This window comes from Fibrella arboris (assembly GCF_041321095.1).
In the GTDB taxonomy this organism is placed as follows: Bacteria; Bacteroidota; Bacteroidia; order Cytophagales; family Spirosomataceae; genus Fibrella; species Fibrella arboris.
In genome coordinates this window covers 512403-530013 of record NZ_JBGGWE010000005.1, presented here as the reverse complement: position 1 = coordinate 530013, position 17611 = coordinate 512403, and the positions used below count along the sequence as shown (strand labels likewise).

13 protein-coding genes are annotated in these 17611 nt (G+C 56.9%); 4 read left to right on the top strand and 9 right to left on the bottom strand.

The features are described 5' to 3' along the window. Nucleotides 1-901 precede the first annotated feature (901 nt). Both ACAW75_RS12010 and ACAW75_RS12005 read right to left on the bottom strand, forming a co-directional pair. Nucleotides 902-2977, bottom strand: a complete 2076-nt coding sequence (locus ACAW75_RS12010) for a thioredoxin domain-containing protein (RefSeq protein ID WP_370728956.1) — start codon at nt 2975-2977, stop codon at nt 902-904. A gap of 106 nt (nt 2978-3083) precedes the next feature. Then, nucleotides 3084-4697: a T9SS type A sorting domain-containing protein gene (locus ACAW75_RS12005; RefSeq protein WP_370728955.1), complete on the bottom strand. Its 1614-nt coding sequence runs from the start codon at nt 4695-4697 to the stop codon at nt 3084-3086. Between the two features lie 156 nt (nt 4698-4853). Here ACAW75_RS12005 and ACAW75_RS12000 point away from each other — a divergent pair, with 156 nt between their 5' ends. Then, nucleotides 4854-6191: a family 1 glycosylhydrolase gene (locus ACAW75_RS12000; protein ID WP_370728954.1), complete on the top strand. Its 1338-nt coding sequence runs from the start codon at nt 4854-4856 to the stop codon at nt 6189-6191. Nucleotides 6192-6198: 7 nt separating this feature from the next. On the opposite strand, the gene ACAW75_RS11995 is transcribed toward ACAW75_RS12000, so the two are convergent. The 5 genes from ACAW75_RS11995 to ACAW75_RS11975 form a co-directional block, all read right to left on the bottom strand. After that, complete coding sequence (locus tag ACAW75_RS11995) at nt 6199-6852, bottom strand: hypothetical protein (RefSeq protein ID WP_370728953.1); 654 nt, start codon at nt 6850-6852, stop codon at nt 6199-6201. A 75-nt stretch (nt 6853-6927) separates the two neighbouring features. Beyond that, on the bottom strand, nt 6928-7605 hold the full coding sequence (locus tag ACAW75_RS11990) for an outer membrane beta-barrel protein (RefSeq protein ID WP_370728952.1): 678 nt from the start codon (nt 7603-7605) through the stop codon (nt 6928-6930). A 40-nt stretch (nt 7606-7645) separates the two neighbouring features. Beyond that, nucleotides 7646-8320 (bottom strand): outer membrane beta-barrel protein, encoded by a 675-nt coding sequence (locus tag ACAW75_RS11985; protein ID WP_370728951.1) that lies wholly within the window; start codon nt 8318-8320, stop codon nt 7646-7648. Nucleotides 8321-8389: 69 nt separating this feature from the next. Further along, entirely contained in the window at nt 8390-9403 is a 1014-nt protein-coding gene (locus tag ACAW75_RS11980) for a bestrophin family protein (RefSeq protein WP_370728950.1), read from the bottom strand. A gap of 111 nt (nt 9404-9514) precedes the next feature. Then, the gene (locus tag ACAW75_RS11975) at nt 9515-9904 is read right to left on the bottom strand and encodes a DinB family protein (RefSeq protein WP_370728971.1); all 390 of its coding nucleotides are present in this window, start codon (nt 9902-9904) and stop codon (nt 9515-9517) included. A 234-nt stretch (nt 9905-10138) separates the two neighbouring features. On the opposite strand from ACAW75_RS11975, the gene ACAW75_RS11970 reads away from it, so the two are divergent. Further along, nucleotides 10139-11104, top strand: a complete 966-nt coding sequence (locus ACAW75_RS11970; protein WP_370728949.1) for an NAD(P)H-quinone oxidoreductase — start codon at nt 10139-10141, stop codon at nt 11102-11104. A gap of 709 nt (nt 11105-11813) precedes the next feature. Here the strand turns inward: ACAW75_RS11970 and ACAW75_RS11965 are convergent. Together ACAW75_RS11965 and ACAW75_RS11960 are read right to left on the bottom strand one after the other, a co-directional pair. Then, nucleotides 11814-13517 (bottom strand): cryptochrome/deoxyribodipyrimidine photo-lyase family protein, encoded by a 1704-nt coding sequence (locus tag ACAW75_RS11965; protein WP_370728948.1) that lies wholly within the window; start codon nt 13515-13517, stop codon nt 11814-11816. Nucleotides 13518-13607: 90 nt separating this feature from the next. Then, nucleotides 13608-13829, bottom strand: coding sequence for a hypothetical protein (locus tag ACAW75_RS11960; RefSeq protein WP_370728947.1), 222 nt, complete (start codon nt 13827-13829; stop codon nt 13608-13610). Nucleotides 13830-13964: 135 nt separating this feature from the next. Here ACAW75_RS11960 and ACAW75_RS11955 point away from each other — a divergent pair, with 135 nt between their 5' ends. Continuing rightward, nucleotides 13965-14771, top strand: coding sequence for an SDR family oxidoreductase (locus ACAW75_RS11955; protein WP_370728946.1), 807 nt, complete (start codon nt 13965-13967; stop codon nt 14769-14771). Nucleotides 14772-14926: 155 nt separating this feature from the next. Further along, entirely contained in the window at nt 14927-17560 is a 2634-nt protein-coding gene (locus tag ACAW75_RS11950; protein ID WP_370728945.1) for an MGH1-like glycoside hydrolase domain-containing protein, read from the top strand. Nucleotides 17561-17611 lie beyond the last annotated feature (51 nt).

Below are 17611 nucleotides of genomic sequence, written 5' to 3'. Positions count from 1 at the left end.
TGCGCTGCCTGCGTTGGAGCTACCCATATTGTGTCCCTGACGGGACGTAGAGCGTTGCTGCGCTGCCTGTCCTGGAGCTACCCATATTGTGTCCCTGACGGGACGTAGAGCGTTGCTGCGCTGCCTGCGTTGGAGCTACCCATATTGTGTCCCTGACGGGACGTAGAGCGTTGCTGCGCTGCCTGTCCTGGAGCTACCCATATTGTGTCCCTGACGGGACGTAGAGCGTTGCTGCGCTGTCTGTCCTGGAGCTACCCATGTTGTGTCCCTGACGGGACGGCAAAACACCGCGAAAACGGTAGCACAAGAAGAAGTAGCTCAATTGAACAGAGGCGAAATGGTGCTGTTACGCTTTAAACTTAGCTCGGATTGGCTAGGGAGGAGCCGGTTGATTTCGTGTAAACGCGAGCCTGTTTCATCGTTTAATACGACCATCAGGACTTTCTCCTAAATATTGTCAAGTACGAAAATGGCTGACGCCTGGCCCTTCAACTAGGCCGGTTCGCCGCTGCGATCCCGGGTAGGCTCAGGGCGACACCGGGGCGGCGTCCTGAGCCTATCCAAGGTCGTCATGCACATTTAGGTGTGCATTGTCATCCTGAGCGGAACGGTCCGCCGCTGCGGTCGAAACGGCAGCCGCGGCGGGCCCAGCGAAAGCAATTTTTATAGCTAAAGATGAATCTTACGCTTTTATGAGAAAGCCCTGATCCGGCCATGAAGTCAATATCCGAAACCGTGCGGTGATCGCTCGACCGTATGATCCTTTTTAGATCATACGGTCGAGGCGGAGACCAGACAAAGCATATAAGCTTTCCTGACGTCGTTGGCAATTGACTGCGTTCGGTTGGCTATCGTAATACGCTGTTTATGGGACGAAAGGGACGGTTGCAGTTTCGCCCGCTCATTTCACAATTTTCCACATGGCGTCTAGGCTGGTGACGGGGAGCTGACAGGCGCGGTTGTAGCAGACGTAAATGGCCGTTTGGCCGTTGAGCGTGCCGCGCTGCTCCAGCAGGGGTAACGAACTGCTGCCGACCGTGCCTGCCACCACTTTGTTGGGAAAAAACTGGCTGTCGATCTGCTGCCGGAAGGCCATCGCTTCGGGGCCAACCAGCGCGATCTCGGCCGTGGGACGTACCCGCATGGCGTAAAGCGATGCCCAGTTCGTAAGGTAACTGACTTCGTTGGCCATCAACGGCTGAATCAGGCCGAGCATGGCATCGGCGCGTTGGCCGTAGTCGGGACGGTCGAGGAGGAGGCTGAGCGTGTAGAGGTTATGCGCCATGATCGAGTTCGAGGCCGGAATCACGTTGTCGAACAGCTCTTTCTTCCGCGCAATCAACTCTTCGCCCGATTTGTCGGTGAAGAAAAACAACGGCTCCGGTGCTGCTGACCCTTCGCCCAACGTACCTGGATCATCGAAATGAGCCAGTACGTATTGCGTGAGCTTGTCGGCTTCGGTGAGCCAGCTTTCGGTAAACGTAGCCTGGTAGAGCGCCAGATAGCCGTCGATCACGGCGGCATAATCGTCGAGAAAGCCGATCTGCCGGGCGCGGCCGGGTTCGCCGTCGCGCTTTTTGTACGTATGCCAGAGCCGCCCGCCGTTGCGTTGATCGGTTAGTTTCTGGTTGATGAAAAAAGCCAGCCGAAGGGCAGTCGACAGGAATTCGGGTTCGCCAAACACGCGGTAGGCCGTGACGATGCCTTTTAAGGCCAGGCCATTCCACGAACAAAGGATTTTATCGTCGAGGCCGGGGCGGATGCGCTGATCCCGAACGGCCATCAGTTTCTGGTGCGTGTCGGCGAGCTTCTGTTCCAGTTCGGCGGCGGTCCAGCCCTGCGTGTCGGCAAAGGCAGGGTTCGTCTCGGTGCGGTGCAGAATATTCGTCCGGCCGTGGCCATGCCCAATGTCCCACGCACCTGCCGGCGTGATGGTGTAGAGCTTCGCGAACCAGGTGTAATCATCGCCCAGGATCTGCTGTAGTTCCTCGGCCTGCCAGGTGTAAAATTTACCTTCTATGCCTTCACTGTCGGCATCGAGCGCCGAGAAAAAGCCACCTTCTGGTCCCAGCAGTTCCCGTTCCATGAAGCGAATGGTGCCGTAGACGGTGTCTTTGTAGAGCTTGTTACCGGTCAGCGTGAAAGCATCGGAATAGAGCGTCAACAGTTGGGCGTTGTCATACAGCATTTTCTCGAAATGCGGCGCAAACCAGTGTCGATCCGTTGAATAGCGGGCAAACCCACCGCCAAGCTGGTCGTAAATGCCGCCCAGCGCCATGCGGTTCAGCGTCAGTACCAACTGATTAAAGGCCGATGGCTCGCCGGTCAGGTCGGCATAGCGAAGCAGGAAACCATAGAGCGAGGGCATCGGAAATTTGGGGGCGCGGCCGGTACCGCCGTCTTCCAGATCGAAGCGCGATGCCAGCTTGAGGTACATGGCCTCCACGGTTTCCTGCGCATAGATCGGTTCGGCGTTGCTCAGCCGGAACCGATCTGTTTCCGAGGCGTTCAGGTGGGCCGCAAACCCCTCTGCCGATTCGGCCAGTTTCTCGCGATTGGTATCGAACGCTTCCCGCACGCCACTCATCAGGTTATGCCAGTTTTGGGGGGGCGCGTAGGTAAGGCCGTAGAACGGTTTGGCGTCGGGCATCAGAAAGACATTCAGGGGCCAGCCGCCCTGAACGCCCATCGCCTGTACGGCTTCCATGTAGATGGCATCCACGTCGGGGCGTTCTTCCCGGTCAACTTTGATGCACACAAAATTCTGGTTCATCAGCTGCGCAATCTGTTCGTTCTCAAACGATTCGCGCTCCATGACGTGGCACCAGTGGCAGGCCGAGTAGCCAATGCTGACCAGAATGGGTTTGTCTTCGTCGCGGGCGCGTTGCAGGGCCTCGTCCCCCCACGGATACCAATCGACGGGGTTGTGCGCGTGTTGAAGCAGGTAGGGCGATGATTCGGTGCTAAGGCGGTTCATGGAAAGGCAGTTTACTGTTTGCCGTTTACTGTTTTCTGTTGCGCTGCTACGTACCGACAACGTATCTAAGCGGAGCAACAGGAGACAGTAAACGGTAAACAGTAAACTAATTAATGATTAATTGCTTGCTTACCCCACCCGTTCTGATCAGATACAGGCCGGCGGGGAGTGTACTGGTATCAATGACGAGCGGGGCCGAAATGTTTATGAACTGCCGGATAATCCGTCCCTGTGCGTTGATCAGCGCCACGTCGCCGGGTTGGCTGGTAGTGACCGTTACCTGCTGACGGGCGGGGTTAGGGTATAGGCGGATGTCGGGCAGGGAAGCGGCCTCAGTGGCCAACAAGGTCAGATCGTACTGGCAGAGGGCTACTTCGCGGCCGGTGAGGGTGAGGCTTCCCTGCCAGCTTTTGTAGCGGATGGGCACCACCGTTTGCTGCCCGTCGGTGGCGTAGGGGTTCTGGGCGGCTACCAGTAGTTTGTTGTCGCTGAAAACGCCCCGCCAAACGGGTTGCTGGCTGTTCATCAGGTCGCGCGCGTTGGTTTCAGCTACCAGTTCGTAGGATCCCTGAAACTGACTGGTAAACTGCGAGAGCCGGTACAGGCCGTGAATGAAATATTCGTAGGCGGCGTGTACATCCTGGCGGGTGGTCGAGAGGCTCAGCTGATCCCAGAACCACAGGCCTTTTGCCCCGGCGAAAAACGGGAAGATGGCGGTGGCCTCGGCCATTTGTGGCTGAATGAAGGCGGGGTAATTGCCACAGCAGTCGTGAAACCGCATCCAGACGAACGGAATCACCGGTTTGCTGCTCCAGGCCCGGTTCGCTTCGACCTGGAACAGCGTATAGGCCAGGTAATCGCCCGCCAACGGACTGGGCCGAACCGGATCGTAGTTGTAGTAGTAATAGACCGACGGAGCCAGGAAGTTGAGCTGGTCATAAAAGGCGCCGCCCACTTTTGTGTTCGTGCTGTCTGTTGTAAGGTAGCTCAGGCGGCTGGCGTTGGTGGTCCAGTCGGTCCAGGTGTTGGCTACCACGTTCAGGTACGTGTTGCGGATCGGTACGTCGCTGTAGGTGCTGAGGCGCGTCTGCGAGAGGTCGGCCCGCTGGCGGAGGTAGTGCAGGCCGTAGGCATACAGGGCCGTCATGTCTTTTTTGTAGGTACGTATGAAATCCGCGTCCGTCAGGGCGCGGTATTGGGCGGGGGTGGCCGTGTTTGTCTTCAGCCGGAGAATACCCGTGTCGGTATCGATCTGCCGCTCAATGTCGACCATAAGCACATCGGCGGGCAGGATGAACTGGCCCGCCGCGTTGGTTTGTCCGCCCGACTGCTCGCGCAGCCAGCTATCCCATTTGGCACGGTAAAGGGCCAGGTCATTTCCCCACGGACTCTCGAGCGTTTCCCACGGCTGATTCAGACCGTATACGAAACCGGCATACTCCATAGCCCGCTGTGGCCGGGCAGCGGGCTCACCCGCGAGTGGCTGCACCAACCGGTTGAATCCGTGCGTTGCTGGCCCGTTCTGATCGCCCGCGAGCCGGGCACCACCGTAAATGATGGTGAATGAATCGGGTAGGGTAAAGGCCGGAAATTTAGTCCACTCAACCCGGTTGGGCTGGGAAACGGGCGTAAACGGGAAGGGAATAGCGCAACGTACCTGGCTCAGTGCAGGTACATGGACCAGAAAAAAAAGAGCGGGAACGAGCGTGCGCCAGAGCATAAGTCAGTAAAGGTAAGACATCTGTCTCTGTAACATGTAGCACACCATTGCCTAACTACCCTGAGCAACCGCCATACGTAGCGGCGTGTTTGCTGTTGAGTAAACAGACGAAATGGGTTTGAGGCAGATGTACTTTGTCGCCTGCCACCAGCTATAATGAGTAATCGACTACGGGAACGGAGTGAACTGCACGCACTTCAGCAACAGGAACTTGCCTTATGGGGCGGGATCGAATGTACCGTCAATCGGGTGGGTGAGGTGTACCAGGACCAGATAAAGCGGAGTGGGCATCATGACCGGTTAACCGATCTGGACCTGGTCAAATCGCTGAACATTACTACGCTGCGTTACCCGGTTCTTTGGGAACGCGTGGCGCCTGAACATCCTGATCAGCTGGACTGGTCCTGGACGGATGAGCGACTCGGCCGGCTGCAGCAATTAGCCATACAGCCCATTGCAGGGCTGGTGCATCATGGTTGCGGGCCACGCTACGCTACCTACGATCGGCCTGCCTTTGAACAGGGCCTTGCCCGGTATGCCCGGCAGGTAGCTGAACGGTATCCGTGGATCGAGTCGTACACGCCCATCAATGAGCCACTGACAACAGCCCGGTTTAGTGGGCTGTATGGGCACTGGTACCCGCACGCAACATCGAATCGGGTATTTGTCGATATTTTGTTGCGCGAGTGCCGGGCTACCTGCCGGGCGATGGCCGAAATTCGGAAAGTTAGGCCGGATGCGAAGCTGGTGCAAACCGACGATTTAGGCAAAACCCACAGCACGCCGCTGTTAAGCTACCAGGCCGACCTGGAAAATGAACGGCGGTGGCTCAGCTGGGATCTGCTCTGCGGCCGGGTCACGCCCGATCACCCATTATGGGGGTTTCTGAGACAGTCGGGTGCCAGCGAGCGAGAGCTGTGGTCGCTGGCCGATAACCCCTGCGCACCGTCGGTGATTGGCGTTAACCACTACGTCACCAGCGAACGGTACCTCGACGAGAACCTGGACAACTACCCGGCACACCTGCATGGCGGAAACGGGCACCAGCGGTATGTCGATACCGAAATGGTGCGGGCCATGCCCGAGCACCGAACGGGACTGGGCGGCCTGCTGCTCGAAGCCTGGGACCGGTACGGTATTCCGCTGGTGATCACCGAAGCGCACCTCGGCGATGCTGCTGATGAACAGAAACGCTGGCTTGGAGAGGTATGGCAGCAGGCCCAACTAGCTAAGGAGATGGGTGCCGATGTGCGGGCGGTAACCGTATGGGCTTTATTTGGCCTCTACGATTGGCACTGCCTGCTGACGCGGGAAGAAAATTGCCACGAGCCGGGTGTCTTCAATGTGCGCAGTGGCGTTCCCAAACCCACCGGGCTGACTACGATGGTTCAGCGGCTGGCAGCGGGTGAGCCGGTCGACGCGCTGATACCGCCCGGCCGGGGGTGGTGGCAGGCAAATAGCCTGCTTCAGTTGTATGCCGACCTGGCCGTGTAGGGCGGTCTCATCTCGGAATCGTGATCGCCCTGATGGTGTTGATCGTTCGCTCCTCGTAGAAAGCCGTGACCGTAGTTCCGTTTACCTCCAGCAGTTCGCTCGTGATGATGAACGGGAATTCGGTAACCTCACCGTCTGGTGCCGTGATCGTTAGCAGGCCGGGTACGTCGCCGGTGGTTAATTCGTCGGCACCCAGTACACCCGTCACTTTGCTGGTTTCATTGGTCACCACGCCCGCATCAGCGTCCAGCAAGAACCGCCCGCCCACTTCCAGGTCGAGCAATGCGTTGGTTTGCTCAGTGGTGTACCGGAACGAGATGGTTTTACCAACCAGCGCTGCCAGCGCAGATAACCGCACGGTACGAACTGCCTCCAGGTCGATCGCAAACTGCTCGGTGAGTGACCGGGTCGGAAAGTCGATTGTCAGTATAGCAATCGGGTAATTGGCCCCATCGACCTGCTTCAGAATACCCGTTTCACTGATTTCGTCGTCGCCGGGAATTGTATCGCTCCCAGCGAATGAGGGTGAGGCGGGTTGGTGAATGACCATTGCGCTTTGCCGCGTGCAGGCAGCCGTCGCCGGTTGGAGACCAACCGTCGCGTTGCCGGGGCTGATCGCCAATCCCAGTATCGGTAGGAGGATTATACACCAGGGATTCATCAGGTAGAAAACGGGATTTTACGGTCAGACACACGCACTACGCCGTGACAACCGGCCCACCAATATTGACGCAATTTACAGTTTTACCAGTACCGAAAAGGCACCGCGCAATTGGTAGGACTCGCGGGCTCTGAGCAGATACCCATCTTTCGGATTATACCGAACAGCCGGTTCGAATTGCAGGGCAACCTGCGGGCTGACCGCGTACCGAAGCGTCGTTTGGGCACCGTAGCCAAGATCGAGCACGGGGCCGAATGTGGCCTTGTCGGTAACGGTATGTATCCCTGTCGATGTGAACATGGTCTGCTGCCCTGTTTCCGCTGTGTAGTTAAACTCAACGGTTCCGCCCAGAAACCATTGCAGGCGGGTACCGGGGGTAAGGCGGTAACCAACCGAAAATGGCAGACTAAGCAGGTGGTAATCAGTATCCGTGCGGTAAATAGCAGGCGGCAGAGGCCCATCGCCGATGATATACTCAAAGGGTGGGTACGTTGCCTGATACGTTTGCTTCTGATAAAGCAACTTCGCGCCAAGCAACCAGTGGTTAAGCTGGTACGAAGCGTCTAGGCCACCAAAAGCGCCAGCAGGCGCCTGGACTGTCGGAAATCCTGAATAGGTGCCATCAGTAACGTAACTGGTTTTGTTCAGGCCAAACGTCGGTCCAATCATGAAGGAACGCGTTTGCGTTGTTTGGGCAGCAGCGAATTGAACCGTCAGGCAGGCGATGGCAAGGAATAGAAAGTTGTTTTTCATAAACGTTGTTAACTGGGTAAGAAAGATTAGCTGACGCTACTCATCCTATGTTGACTAGTATCGCAAAGGTGCTCTGAAATTGGTAGTTATTATACAGCTTAGTGGGGAAACCACCCCGTGGATAGTAGCGCAGCGCTGGTTCAGCTTGCAGGCCGATGAGCGGTGTTAGCTGGTATCTGAGCGTTGTTTGTACACCGTAGCCAATGTTGACAGACTTGCCAAAGTCGCTTTTGCTGAGTTGGACGGTCCCCAGCACTGTATCATCACCCATATAATAGCGGGTCCGGCTGTTGCTTAGTAGGTATTCGACCCCGACGTTTCCACCGATGAACCACTGAAAACGGCCTTCGTGCGTCAGCCGATAGCCCATACTGAGGGGGACCGTCAGCACGTGGAGGTCTGTTTCAGTAGCGCTGACATAATCCTCCGGGTTAGGCGGATGTATGGGTGATTTAACCCGGGAGAGCCGATTCGTATACAGCACTTTTGTGCCGATCAGCAACCGGTTGACTTGATACGAAGCGTCGATACCAACGTTCAAACTCGAGGGGGAGCTGTAGGTAGGGGAGCCAACGTATTCGGCGCTGTTAACATACAGGAGCTGATCAATGCCGACCGATGGGCCAAGCATAAACGAACGGGCTGGTACAGATTGGGCACAGGCGAGTTGACCCACTAAGCAGGCTCCGGCAACGAGTAAAGAACGTGTTCCCATGTAAACGTGAGTTACGAGGACCCCTTTGCCCTCCTGGGCAGGACCCGCAACAACGCGAAGGCGTTGGTATCACATGAGAATATTATCGATTGCCTGTAACCGGGGCGGCAGGTTGGTTTCGCCCAGCATGTCGCGCAGATCGATCTCGATGTTCCGGCGGATGGCCGACATCGGTACGTCGTTGATGCTGTTCTCAAATGGGTTCTCGCTGGTATCGCCCACTACTTCCATGGTGTTGAATACCCAGGCAATCAGCGTGTAGAAGGGGATCGTCAGCCAGACATGCCAGCCACCTGCTTTGGCCATTTCGGTGATGAGCCCGAAGGGGAGCAGCAGAATGAACAGCCACACAAAAATGTAGCTGAAGAACGCATACTGGCGGGGAAATGGAAACGACTTCAACCGTTCGGCTGCGCCCTGCTGGTTATACAGTTCGATCAGCAGCCGCTCTAACTCGTTGTGGTATATATCGGAAAGCAGCCCCTGTGCCCGCAGCTCGCGCAGGTGTGCCGACTGTTCGCGAATCAGTTGAGTGGCAATGTTGGCGGTTTTTAGGAGTCGGGCCACTTCCTCTTTGGGTAGAAAAAGACCAAGCTCTTCATCCATTTTCTCCTGGTGGAACGCATCGATCTGGTCGATGATCTGTAGCTCTGTACCATGATGCTCCTGCCACACCTGCCGACTACGCAGTTGCAGGCGTAACGCGTTCAGAAACGCCAGGTGCCGGTAAATCAGCAGGCGGTGGTGCTCGCTCAACTCGCTGGCCGCCAGCGGGCTGGCGGCGTGCAGGTTAGTGATGTAGTCGACGACCATAATGGCCCAGGAACGGCTGGCATTGGTGAGACTGCCCCACACCCGCCGCCCTTCCCAGAGCCGATCATACGCCGAATTGTTTTTGAACCCCACGTAGAACGCAACCGCCGTACCAATCGTGGCGATCGGGATGAACGGCACCGTCAGCAAGGGCCATTCCGTTACCACATACAGGCTGACGATGGCCGACGAGTAAAGAATAAAAAAGGTAAGCGACCGCCAGACAAAGGGCCAGAGGTGCCGCATGGCAATGCGTTTGCGCGTGTACATAACCCAAAAATAGCGCACAATCGCGGCAATCAAAGACCCTTAACTCGCCCTGAGTCAGCATCGTACCCCGCAACGTACCCCGCCCGCCTCAACGAATGCCCGCTAGGTACGTTAGCCCGGCCAGGCATCGAGCAGCCGCCGAATGATAATGAGTTCGCCCACGTGGTAGGCGGTATGGTCGGCAATCAGCAAGGCCTCGCGCAGCAGGGTCTGGCCCTGCCCATGCGCCAGCGGCTGAAACAGGTCCTGCTCAGGATCGTTCAGCAGCGCGATAAATGCGTCGCGGTCGGCTTTGATCTGGGCCAGTGCCTGCTGCCAGGCGGCTTCGTCGGGTGGTTGTACCGATGGGCTCCAGTACCCTTCGGGCCAGGGCGGCGACTGGTGGCTGGGGTCGCGGCTGAATTCGAGAATATCCCACTGAGCAATACGGATATGGTCGACTAACTGCCAGATGCTGTAGGGTAGTTTATCGGGCTTAACGCCGCGTAGGTCGGCAGGCAGCCCCTCAACGGCGTCGTCGAAGGATTGATGGGCCTCGCTTTTTTCGAGCAGAGTAATTAGTTGTTTTCGCAGCGCAGGGGTCAGCGCCAGGTTGGTTTGTGGTTGCCATCAGGTACGTTATGATTTGTTCGTGTAGTTAACCACCAGTTGGCCGGTTGGGTGGTTATTCTGTCAAACTATAGCTTTTTTTATCATCCCGACCTGAGGAGGGATAACAAAAACACGTCGACGCCCATGAAAGCCATTAGCATCACTCGCCCTGGCAACGGATCCGTTCTCCGGCTGGAAGATCGGCCAATGCCAGAACCCGCCGATGGGCAGGTTCTGATCCGTGTACGGGCTGCGGGCGTGAACCGGAGCGATATTCACCAGCGGCAGGGCGGCTACGGCACCGACCCGACGGGCCAGATTCCGGGCCTTGAAGTGGCCGGTGTAATTGAAAAATGTGGGCCGGAAACAGATCGCTGGCGGGTCGGTCAGGGTGTATGCGCGTTGATCAGTGGCGGTGGCTATGCCGAATACGTGACTGTCGACCAACGGAATTGCCTGCCCGTTCCAGCCCATTTGTCTTTCGTAGAAGCGGCGTCGCTCCCCGAAACCGTTATGACGGTCTGGTCGACGGTGTTTCAGTGGGGGCACCTGGCTGCGGGCGAAACGCTACTGGTTCACGGTGGGAGCAGCGGCATTGGGGTCACGGCCATTCAGATTGCCAAAGCGCTCGGCTCGTCGGTCTACGCCACGGCGGGTAGCGACGCAAAGTGTAAGGCGTGCGAGGAACTGGGTGCTACCCGCTGCATCAATTACAGGAAAGAAGACTTTGAGCAGGCGCTTCAGGGCATCGACATACAGGTTGTGCTGGATATGGTGGGCGGCGAGTACACACCTAAAAACCTGCGCCTGCTGGCCACCGATGGCCGACTGATGTTTATCAATTCGATGCAGGGAGCCGAAAGCCAGCTTCATATTCCCACGCTGATGCAGAAGCGGATCACGATTAGCGGCAGCATGCTAAAACCCCGCGACGCCGATTTCAAAGCCGCCCTGACCGCCGCCGTACACCACCACGTTTGGCCCCTGTTAACCGATGGCCGACTGAAACCGGTTGTCTACCGCACATTCCCGCTCGCCGAAGTCGCTCAGGCACAGGCCTTGCTGGAGAGCAGCGAGCACATCGGCAAGATTATGCTGGAGGTGGTGTGATGGTGGAGAATAAGAGAAGTAGTGCTCTGAAATGCTCCGCGCATTAGGTTGCTTTCGCTGGGTCCTTCGGCTAGGCATCCCCGACTAGGCGTCCCCGACTAGGCGTCCCCGACTAGGCCGGTTCGCCGCCGCGATCCCCGAGAGGCTCAGGGTAACACCCCCACCCAAGGTCGTCACGAACTTCTGGATGTGAGTTGTCACCATGAGCCTCTCGTTGTCGTTTGCCTGTGGCGAGTGACCCCTAACTGTAGGGCCTCTGGCCCGATCGCTCCGCTTTACTGTTGTTTGCTCATACTCCTTCCACTCACTACCAACGGGCCAGAGGCCCTATCGTTAAGGGGTCACCCGCCCTAGGCAAGCGACAACGAGGGTGGTGTGATGGCGGAGAACAGGATGAGTAGTGCGCGGAGCTTCACGCATAGCTAATCCCCCAGCACGCCTCTCCATGCCCTGCTGGCTCACGCTACTAGCTAGTCAGCTTATCGTCAACCTGCTTTGCCATACGTTTTTAGTCGGGAAATGGCGCACTAGATGGAAGGTCTTTGCGCTGTTCGCTTTTCCCATGGCGCTAGTGGCATGGCCACTACTGCGTATACGGCTCGACATACTACTGAGCGACAACATTTCGGTGGGTATCACTTCGCCCGATGGACCAGCATGGATCTTACGTATCCTGAGTTTGGTGGTTATTCAACTCAGTTGCAACAGATTACTCTTTAAGCGGTAGCGCAGCTGCCACAGTATTTTTAGCTGTTTTCTTGCCTGTTTTCGTGCCCTTCTTCCTGGTTGAATCTGCCTGTGCGTTCGGAATGGCGTGGCGTTTCAGGATACGCGCCTGCTCTTCGTTGCCCGTCTCCGTTTTGCGGGGCTGGTGCAGCTTTATCCGGGCTTCACGGCCGGTCTCAACAATGTCGACGATGGGGGCGGGGTAATCGTTGCCGATGTGAAAATGGGCCATATCCTGCTCCAGGGGCGGCATGGTCCACGGCTCGTGAATGTAGGCAACGGGACAGTTGGCCAGTTCGGGAATCCACTGCTTGATGAATACGCCAGCGGGGTCATGCTCCTGCGATTGCTTCACCGGATTGTAGATTCGGACGGTGTTGGTGCCCGTCATACCCGACTGCATCTGAATCTGGGCGTAATGAATGCCCGGCTCGAAATCAGTGTACATTCGGGCCATGTGCAGGGCACCTTCTTTCCAATGCTGCAATAGATGATGGCTCAAAAACGACATCAACATAGCCCGCATCCGAAAGTTGATATACCCCGTAGCGATCAGGCAGCGCATGCAGGCGTCCACCATCGGGTAGCCGGTAAATCCGTCTCGCCAGGCCATATACTGAACCGGGTTCTCGTTCTTCGCCAGCGAATCGAACGCCCGGTTCACGTTCTCGAACTCGATCCGGTCTTCCGATTCAAACTTCTGGATAAAGTGGCAATGCCAGCGTAAGCGCGACGCAAATGCACTGAACTGCCGCCCGAGGCCCGGCTGTACCGGATTCTTTGCCGCCTGAAGCTGTGCCTGAAACACCTGTCTGATACTCAGGCACCCCCAGGCCACATACGGCGACACGCGGCTGCACCCCCGCCGGCTTTCGAGCGGCTTCGAGATCGATCTAGCATACAGGGCAATGCGCTCCGTCAGAAAGCTGTCCAGGTACCGAAAGGCGTTCTGCTCGCCACCGGGTTGAAACGACGGGTCAGGTACGTGCCAGGCGGCGGGGAAATCGGCCCCTCGCTCGGCCTCATACCAGTCGGCAGGTACGTTGGCGGGTAGCCAGCGCGTCAGGTCGGGGTGCTGCTGGGGCGACCGCATGGTTTGCTGCCAGTCGTCGGCCCAGGTGTCGCGGTTTGTCAACCGACGAATGACGCCGTTGCACTGGTACTCCCGCCAGTTGATGCCCTGGTCGCGGCAAAACCGCGCAACGGCTTTGTCACGATCGTAGGTGATCTTCAGGCCCGTTTCTTCGTGCGAGAAAAGGGTGTCGATCGTGAACTGCTGCTGCAACGTACCCAGCACGTCCACCACATCCCGATGAAACAGCCACACGGCAGGTAACCCGGCAGCAACAGCCTGCTCCACGGCGATCGAGTTGCTGCTGCCGGGCTCATCATCAAACACGAAGGGAAGCCATTCGTGGGTCACTCGCGCCGGCGGGACAGGCTGTTGCTGACCGACTTTCGGGTTGCTGACCAGCTTGGGCAACTGCCGGTTCAGATCGGCCAGGCATTCGGTGACGAACCGCCAGTGCCGCGAATCGTAATTCGGATCGGCCATTACCGACGGTTCAAAACAATAGAGCAGCAGCACCGGCTTTCCCGACCTGACGGCCTCCTGCAACGGCGCGTGATCGCGCAGCCGCAGGTCACGTTTGAACCAGAGAATATGAATGGACGGACGGTTGGGCATACCAATAAAACGTACCGAAAGGAGTGAGCAGTGCGTTCCTGATGAAACAACGCAGCACCGGAAAACCGCCGCTCACTCTCCGGTTATTCGTTACTGTTTAGCCTCGTCTGCTGTTTCTCCCCGGTTTTCCAGGTTGGTTTTCCCCAGAAAATCGGGCTTTTCCATGCCGTCTGATTCGTCCTTGACGTCACTGGCATCGACGTCCGTATCCTCGTCGATTGATTTCAGGAAATGCCCCGGTTCGGGAGCGCGTGCTTCCATCGATTGGGCAATGGTTGATTCGCCTGATTCTGGTTGTGGTTTGTCGGTCATGATTTTGCTGGTTAGTTCAGGTAGAAACAAGCCGCAGACTTTAGAAAGTCATTAATTCAAGGCAACGGTTATAACTATCCGGGCAAAAACCGAGTAGTTAGTAGCGTATCTACTTACGTACTGCGTAATAACACAATGGGAGATAAAAAACTGTCGGGCCAGACGGCGCTGGTAACCGGGGCCAATTCGGGGATCGGTGCCGGCGTGGCCAAATCGCTGGGCAAGGCCGGTGCCAATGTCATTGTCAATTATGTATCCAGGCCAGACGATGCCGAGGCCATCGTTACCGAACTGAAAAGCTATGGGGTTGATGCCCTCGCCCTGCAGGCCGACGTATCGAACGAAGAGCAGGTGCAGGCCATGTTCAAACAGGCCGTTGCCCACTTCGGAACAATCGATATTCTGGTGAATAACGCTGGTCTTCAGCGCGATGCCAAGTTCGATGAGATGACGCTGGCGCAGTGGCAACTGGTGATCGACGTCAATCTGACCGGCCAGTTTCTCTGTGCGCGTGAAGCCATCCGCGAGTTTCTGCGCCGTGGGCCACGCCCCGATGTGTCGCGGGCAACGGGTAAAATCATCTGCATGAGCTCGGTACACGAGATCATTCCCTGGGCGGGCCACGTCAACTACGCGTCATCGAAAGGGGCCATTCGCATGCTGATGCAATCGCTGGCGCAGGAGTACGGCGACCGGCAGATCCGGGTGAACAGTATCTGTCCGGGTGCCATTCAGACACCGATCAACACGGGGGCCTGGAGTACACCGCAGGCCCTGAATTCGCTGATGACACTGATTCCCTACAACCGCATCGGCCAGCCCGAAGACATCGGCAACCTAGCCGTTTTCCTGGCCTCCGACGACTCAGATTACATCACCGGTGCCAGCATCTTTATCGATGGCGGCATGACCGTCTTCGAAGGATTCGCTACGGGTGGATGATCTGATGGACGAACGCCGATATAGTGCCTCGATTGGCAGGCCCGTATGTTTCGGACAAGCTATAGCGTCAGTCGTACCACTGCGGCCAGGTACCCCGGCACACAGCCCGGAAGGCAGAGCCACTCTGTAAGTCGTACATCGTAAATTGTAGAGCAATGAATCCCGAATTAGATCGTTTGCAGGAGAATGCAAAAAAAGCCGTGCCGCTTGAGAAATGGGGGCCTTATCTGGCTGACCGTCAATGGGGAACGGTGCGTGAAGATTATTCGGCCAACGGTGATGCCTGGAATTCCTTTTCGCACGATCAGTCTCGTAGCCGCGTGTACCGCTGGGGCGAAGACGGCCTGATGGGGATGGCCGACCGGCGTATGAATGTCTGCTTCGGGCTGGCGCTCTGGAACGGTAACGATGGCATTCTGAAAGAACGGCTCTTTGGCCTGACCAACAACGAAGGCAACCACGGCGAGGATGTAAAGGAGCTGTACTATTACCTCGACAATACGCCGACGCACTCGTACATGAAAGGCCTCTACAAGTACCCCCAGGCCGCATTTCCCTACGAATGGCTCCTGCACGAGAACGGGCGACGTACCCGGAACGACCCTGAGTTCGAGATTCTGCAAACGGGCGTTTTTGAGGAAGGTCGCTACTTCGATGTACTGGTGGAGTACGCCAAAAAAGATGCCGATGATGTGTGCATCCGCCTTTCGGCTACCAACCGCGGGCCAGACTCAGCCCCGCTGACGGTCTTGCCCACGCTCTGGTGCCGTAACCGCTGGTCGTTCGATCCTGAGTTTCAGAAGCCAGCCATCAGCCGCCGCCCCGACATGCCAACGGCCGGCAACGTATTTCTGTCGCACTGTCGGGCCGGCAATTATTACCTCTACTACCAGCCGGTCGAGCTCAGTCTGATGACCGATAACGAGTCGAACACGAAGCGGTTATATGGCCTGCCAAACGGGTCGCCGTTTGTTAAAGACGCGTTTCACGAAGCCATCGCCGAACACAATGAGTATCTGTGCGACCTGCTTCAGGAAAACCAGACAGGTACCAAATTCGCCCCGGTCTATAAAAAGGAACTGGCTCCCGGCGAAACCTGGACCATCACGCTCCGGCTGTGCAAAACCATTCAGACCCAGCCGTTCGACGCCGCCTTCGATCAGGTATTCGTTGACCGAAAAGCCGACGCCGATGCCTTTTACCAACCGTTGATCCCTGCTGGTGCGACTGACGACCTGAAACGTATTCAGCGGCAGGCGCTGGCTGGCCTGCTCTGGACAAAACAGTATTATCACTACGACATTCCGCACTGGCTGCGGGGCGATCCGGGTAATCCACCGCCACCACCAGAGCGCTGGTATGGCCGAAATCATACCTGGCGGCATCTGAACAATGAAGACGTGATCAGTATGCCCGACAAGTGGGAATACCCGTGGTATGCGGCCTGGGACCTGGCGTTTCATACTGTTCCGCTGGCAATGGTTGACCCGGTCTTTGCCAAGAACCAGCTGATTCTGCTCATGCGCGAGTGGTACATGAGCCCATCGGGGCAGATACCCGCCTACGAATGGAAGTTCTCGGATGTGAATCCGCCCGTTCATGCCTGGGCGGCCTTATCCGTTTATCGGCTTGAACGGGCGATCTACAAAAATGAAGATATACAGTTTCTGAAACGGGCTTTCCAGAAACTGCTGGTCAATTTCACCTGGTGGGCCAACCGGCTCGACCCCGAAGAAGACTACGTGTTTGCCGGGGGCTTTCTGGGGCTCGACAACATTGGCGTGATTGATCGGAGCAACCTGCCGCCAGGTACGTTGCTCGAACAGGCCGATGCCACCGCCTGGATGGCGATGTATGCGCTGAATATGATGGATATTGCCTTGGAAATCAGTCGGCACGACCCGTCGTTTGAAGACATAGCCACCAAGTTTTACGAGCAGTTCGTGCTCATCGCCGAATCGCTCAATGACTCGCTTTGGGATGCAGACGATACCTTTTATTATGATCGGGTCTACTCGCCGGGCGCAGTGCCCAAAATTTTGCAGGTACGTTCTGTCGTAGGCTTATCGGTACTGTTTGCCGTGTCGATCGTGAAGCGGCATAAGAGCGAACCGCTGTCTGACTTCCTGAAACGGGTCCGATTCTTTCAAACCTACCGGGCTGCCCTTCAGCTGCCTATGCCCGATCAGCACGTCACGCCCGATGGCGACATTCTGTTGTCGCTGGTGTCGAAACAGCGCCTTGAAAAGCTGCTGGCGCTGATGCTCGACGAGTCGGAGTTTCTTTCGCCGGGTGGCATTCGGGCGTTGTCTAAATACCACGAAGCACATCCGTACACGGTTCAGATCGACGGGCAGGTTCACTCGATCAGGTACGTCCCCGGCGATTCAGACTCTGGCCTGTTTGGTGGGAATTCAAACTGGCGCGGTCCCGTCTGGATGCCGATCAACTACCTGTTCATTAAGTCGCTGAAAAAATACCATCAGTTCTACGGCGATACCCTGACCGTCGAGTACCCAACGGGCTCAGGTAATCGGCTAAATCTGGAACAGGTGTCCGATCAACTGGCTAAGCGGATCGTAGCCATCTTTGAGGCCGATGCGTCGGGCCATCGCCCGGTGCATGGTCCGTTCAGTCCGTTTTACCAGCGCCCGGAAAACGCAGAGTTATTGTTATTCTACGAATATTTTCACGGCGACACAGCGCAGGGGATCGGTGCCAGCCACCAAACCGGCTGGACGGCCGTGCTGGCCGAACTCATCAACGACGATGCCTGGGAGTGGGAGTAGCTGATACAGGTGGTCAGAGAGGAGTATACCGCATGACCAACTGCCTGAACG